Annotated in this window: 7 protein-coding genes; 3 read left to right on the plus strand and 4 right to left on the minus strand. The window is 74.3% G+C overall.

From position 1 onward, the window contains the following. Both SACPADRAFT_RS0218805 and SACPADRAFT_RS0218810 read left to right on the plus strand, forming a co-directional pair. A partial coding sequence (locus tag SACPADRAFT_RS0218805) for a helix-turn-helix transcriptional regulator (protein WP_007026616.1) occupies positions 1–687 on the plus strand: 687 nt, incomplete at its 5' end. After that, positions 680–1,495 carry a uroporphyrinogen-III synthase gene (locus SACPADRAFT_RS0218810; RefSeq protein WP_007026617.1) on the plus strand — a complete coding sequence of 272 codons (816 nt, stop codon included), beginning with the start codon at positions 680–682 and terminating at the stop codon, positions 1,493–1,495. The genes SACPADRAFT_RS0218805 and SACPADRAFT_RS0218810, both read left to right, overlap by 8 nt. A gap of 37 nt (positions 1,496–1,532) precedes the next feature. Here SACPADRAFT_RS0218810 and SACPADRAFT_RS0218815 read toward each other — a convergent pair whose 3' ends face one another. The 4 genes from SACPADRAFT_RS0218815 to SACPADRAFT_RS28705 are packed head-to-tail and all read right to left on the minus strand — an operon-like array spanning position 1,533 to position 3,376. Then, positions 1,533–1,910, minus strand: coding sequence for a PIN domain-containing protein (locus SACPADRAFT_RS0218815; RefSeq protein WP_007026618.1), 378 nt, complete (start codon positions 1,908–1,910; stop codon positions 1,533–1,535). Further along, positions 1,907–2,155, minus strand: a complete 249-nt coding sequence (locus SACPADRAFT_RS0218820) for a type II toxin-antitoxin system Phd/YefM family antitoxin (RefSeq protein ID WP_007026619.1) — start codon at positions 2,153–2,155, stop codon at positions 1,907–1,909. The genes SACPADRAFT_RS0218815 and SACPADRAFT_RS0218820 overlap by 4 nt, the downstream gene beginning before the upstream one ends. Before the next feature lie 46 nt (positions 2,156–2,201). Further along, a complete protein-coding gene (locus SACPADRAFT_RS0218825) occupies positions 2,202–3,071 on the minus strand; it encodes a siderophore-interacting protein (RefSeq protein ID WP_007026620.1) in 870 nt (289 codons plus the stop codon). A gap of 14 nt (positions 3,072–3,085) precedes the next feature. After that, a complete protein-coding gene (locus SACPADRAFT_RS28705) occupies positions 3,086–3,376 on the minus strand; it encodes an MGMT family protein (protein WP_007026621.1) in 291 nt (96 codons plus the stop codon). A 78-nt stretch (positions 3,377–3,454) separates the two neighbouring features. On the opposite strand from SACPADRAFT_RS28705, the gene SACPADRAFT_RS0218835 reads away from it, so the two are divergent. Then, a partial coding sequence (locus SACPADRAFT_RS0218835; RefSeq protein WP_157577224.1) for a UvrD-helicase domain-containing protein occupies positions 3,455–4,561 on the plus strand: 1,107 nt, incomplete at its 3' end.

The raw sequence follows: 4,561 nt of genomic DNA on the forward strand, positions 1-4,561 counted from the left end.
GGCGCCGTCCTGGCCGCCGCCACGGGCAAGCTGCGCGCGGCACTGCCCGACGACCCCCGCCACCGGGCCGGGGAGATCGCCGACCGCGTCCACGTGGACGTCGCCGGGTGGCACCGCGGTCTCGAACAGATCCCTGGACTCGCGGACATCGCCGACGCGGTGTGGCGCACGCGGCGGCTGCGGGTGCGGTATCGCCGGTGGGACGGCAGCCCGGTCGGGAGGGTGCTCGATCCGCTCGGCCTCGTGCTCAAGACGGGTGTCTGGTACGTCGTCGCCCGGTCCGACCGGGGGATCCGCACCTACCGGGCCGCCCGGGTGGACGAGGTCGCCGACCTCGGCGAGACGTTCGAACGCCCGGACGGATTCGACCTCGCGGAGTACTGGCGCAGGTGGGCGCGGGATTTCGAGCGGAGGCTGTATCCGACCACCGCGCTGGTGGAGCTCTCGCCCCGCGGGCGCGCCCTCCTACCGTGGTACCTGGGACCGCCCGGCGAGCGCGCGCTGCGCGAGACCGGCGGTGCACCGGACGACGCCGGATGGTCGCGGGCGGAGGTGCCGGTCGAGGCGGGGGACCCCGCGCTCGGCCAGTTGCTGTGCTTCGGCCCGGAACTGCGGGTGCTCGGTCCCGCCGACCTCCGGCGGAGAGTGGCCGAGGCCGTCACGAGGATGGGTGAGATGTATGGCTGACAGCGGCGCGCTGCACGGCGTCACGATCGGGATCACGGCCGAACGCCGGGCCGGGGAGTTCGTGGACGCACTGACGCGGCACGGCGCCACGGTGTGGCACGGCCCCACGATCCGGATCGTGCCGCTGGCCAACGACGACCGGCTGCGCGCCGCCACGGAAGAGGCCCTGGCGGGTCCGGTCGACCACGTCGCGGTGACCACCGGCGCCGGTTTCCGGGGGTGGCTGTCGGCTGCCGAGGGCTGGGGCCTGTCCGACCCGCTGCACGAGACCCTGTCCCATGCCCGCATCCACGTGCGCGGGCCGAAGGCGGTCGGTGCGGTGCGCGGGCGCGGCCTGCGGGAGACGTGGTCCGCTCCCGGGGAGACGAACCGCGAGCTGTTCGACCGGCTGGCCTCCGGGGACCTGCGCGACACGCGGGTGGTGGTGCAGCTGCACGGCGCGCCGCTGCCGGAGCACACCGACGCGCTCCGCGAGGCCGGGGCCGAGGTGGTCGAGGTGCAGCCGTACCGCTGGCGGTGGCCGGAGGATCTCGCCCCGGCGCACCGGCTGATCGACGGCGTCCTGGACGGGTCGGTGGACGCGTTGGCCTTCACCAGTGCCCCGGCGGCGGCGAACCTGCTGACCCTAGCCCGGGAGTCGGGGCGCGGCGACGAATTCCGCGCCGCGTTGTCCGACCGGGTGCGGTGTGCCTGCGTCGGCCCGGTGACCGCCGCGCCGCTGCGGGAGGCCGGGGTGCCGACCGTGTGCCCCGAACGGCAGCGCCTCGGTGCGCTGGTCAAGCTCCTCGTCGCGGAACTGGGCCGGTGACCCGCGCCCGCACGGAGTGGTCACCGACCGGACTGCGCTATACCTCCGTGATGTCCACGAGGTGTTCGATGCCCTTCAGGTCCTTCGCATTCCGGGTGTGCAGCGCCGCGTCGTGCGCGTGGGCGGTCGCCGCTATCAACAGATCCATGGAACGAGCTCGCGGCTGCCGACCCGCATTGGCTACGGCAGCCGCGAGCTCTCCGTAACTGACCGATACGGCGTCGTCGACAGGGAGTGGATCGAACAGCCGCTCCAGCGTCGACAAACGTCGGAGTCGCGCGGCACGTGCCTGCGCGTCCCGCGCCATGAGCACCCCGAAGTGCAATTCCGCGATCGTGACCGAACTGATCGCCGCTCGCCCCGGAACGGGTGTCAACTCACCCACGACGACACTGGTGTCGAGAACGACCCTCATCGCCGTTCCCAGGGATCGACAATGCTCTGGTCGATCAGGTCGCGGTCCCGCTCCCACTCAGGATCCATCTCGCCGGACAATGCCTCGGCGATCTCCTCGAAGGTGCGCCACTGTTTACGTGTGGCCGGAACCATCCGCACGCTCGGCCGTCCGGCAACGGTAACGACGACGTCTTCTCCCTCTTCAACTTTGCGTAACAGGTCGGACGCGTGCTGACGGAGTTCCCGGAGTCCCACTGTGGCCATGACTTCAATGGTAGCACTTGTGCGTCGCCGTGCGGTGGTGTGCGGGTCATCCCGGTTCGCCGGTCTCGCCCCGGTCGTGGCGGCGCAGGCGCTCGCGGCCCGCGTCCTCCTCGGTGCGGCCGCGGCGCCAGTAGCCGGTGAAGGTGATGGCCCGCTTGTCCACCCCACGGTCGCGGACGAGGTGCCGCCGGGTGTGCTTGACGAGCCCGGCCTCCCCCGCGAGCCAGGCGTAGGGCATCGCCCCCGGCAGTTCAGCCCGCCGCACGGCGTCGAGCACGGCCGTGCCCGGTGCGACGCCGTCCCGGTGGACCCACTCCACCCGGACGTCCCCGTGGCCCGTGGCCGGTCCCGGCAGCGGAATCTCGTCGGCGGCGTCGGCGACCTCGACGAACACCCGCGCGATGGCCTGCTCCGGCAGGCGTTCCAGGATCGCGGAGATCGCGGGCACCGCCGTCTCGTCGCCCACCAGCAGTTGCCACGACGTGCCCGCGGGCACCGAGTACAGCCCGTGCGGGCCGAGGAAGGCCACCTCGTCGCCGGGGCGGGCGGTCTCGGCCCACGACGAGCCCGGACCCGGGTCGGCGTGCCGGACGAAGTCGATGTCGACCTCGCCGAGGGCGGGGCGGGCGGCGCGCACGGTGTAGGTGCGCATCGGCGGCCGCACCGTGTCCGGCAGCGCCAGGTAGGTGCGGTACCAGGACAGCGAGTCGTCCGACAGCGCGGGCAGCCGTGGTGCGGTCGTGCCCGTGGTCGGGAAGAAGACCTTCACGTACTGGTCCGGCCCGGCGTCGGCGACGTCGCGCAGGTCCGCACCGGCGAAGGTGACCCGCCGCAGGCGGGGCGTCAGGTCGCGGACCGCGCGGACGGTGCCGGTGCGGTAGGCCAGTGCCGGGCGCGTCGTCGCCTCTGTGGTCATTAGGCGAGGCTAACCTACCTCGGTCGGTGGCGAAACCTCCCCAGCGGAATCCGGCCCCCCTCGGAGGACACCCCCTCGGCGCGCAGCCGGGCGAGCTGCTCGGTGGCCAGGTGCGGTGCGGGGGTGCCGTCCGCCCGCAGCACGCGGTGCCACGGCAGGTCCTGCCCGTCCTCGGCCAGGATGCGGCCGACCAGCCGGGGGGTCGGCGCGCCCGCCGCGGCGGCGACGTCCCCGTAGGTGGCCACGCTGCCCTCGGGGAGGGCCCGGACCACCTCACGGACCCGTTCGTGCAGTTCCTCGTCCATCCGCGCTCCGTCCCGCCACGCGCCCGTCGGTGTGCCGTCCTGTCGTCGGCGCATGATTCCATCAGGGCCGTGGACGGACTGCATGCGCGACTGGTGCGCCCCACCGCGGCGCCCGTACCGGACCGGGAGTGGGACGGTCCGGCACGAGGGCTGCTCGCCGGTCCGCGGGGGTTCGTCCGTGTGCTCGGCGGGCCCGGGACCGGGAAGACGAGTCTGCTCGCCGAGACCGCCGCCGCCCGGGTCCGGCAGGGTGCCGACCCGGAGAACCTGCTGGTCCTCACCGCGTCGCGGCGGGCCGCGGAGGCCGTGCGGGCCGAGATCACCCGCATGCTCACCGCCGGGGACGACGCGGGTTCCGCCGGGGTGGTCCGTACCGTGCGCGAACCCGTCGTGCGCACGGTGCACTCGTACGCCTTCGCCGTGCTGCGGCTGCAGGCCGCGCGGGACGGTCTCCCCGCGCCGCGCCTGCTGTCCGGGCCCGAGCAGGACGCGGTCGTGCGGGACCTGCTCGCGGGTGATCTGGACCGGGGTGCCGGGGACTGGCCGCCGACGCTGCGCCCGGCGCTGGCGGTTCCGGGCTTCGCCGAGGAACTGCGGGACCTGCTGCTGCGCGCCGCCGAACGCGGGCTCGGGCCGGAGGACCTGGTCAAGCTCGGGCGCTCCCGGGGGCGCGAGGAGTGGGTCGCCGCGGGCACCTTCTGGAGCCAGTACGAGGAGGTCACCCTCCTGCAGGGGGTGGGTGGGCACGCGGTCGGCGAGTCCGGTGCGCCCGCCCTGGACGCGGCCGAGCTGGTGTCCAGCGCGCTGGTGGAGCTGGAGGGCGACGCCGACCTGCTCGCCCGGGAACAGGCCCGGGTGCGGCACCTGCTGGTGGACGACGCCCAGCACCTGGACCCGTTGCAGTACCGGTTGCTGCGCCTGCTCGGCGGCGGCGCCGAGGACCGGGTGCTGGCGGGCGACCCCGACCAGGCCGTGTTCTCCTTCCGTGGGGCCGACCCGCGGTTGCTCACCGACGCGGACCCGGACGGACGGCACACCGTCACGCTGACCCGGTCGCACCGCCTGGCTCCCCGGGTGCACGAGGCCGTCGCCACGATCTCCGCGATGCTGCCGGGCGCGTCCGGGCACCGCGACTTCGCGCCCCGCCGGAGCGAGCCGGACACCGACGACGGCGTCGCGGCCACC

Origin of the sequence: Saccharomonospora iraqiensis subsp. paurometabolica YIM 90007 (genome assembly GCF_000231035.2) — a bacterium.
Taxonomy (GTDB): domain Bacteria; phylum Actinomycetota; class Actinomycetes; order Mycobacteriales; family Pseudonocardiaceae; genus Saccharomonospora; species Saccharomonospora paurometabolica.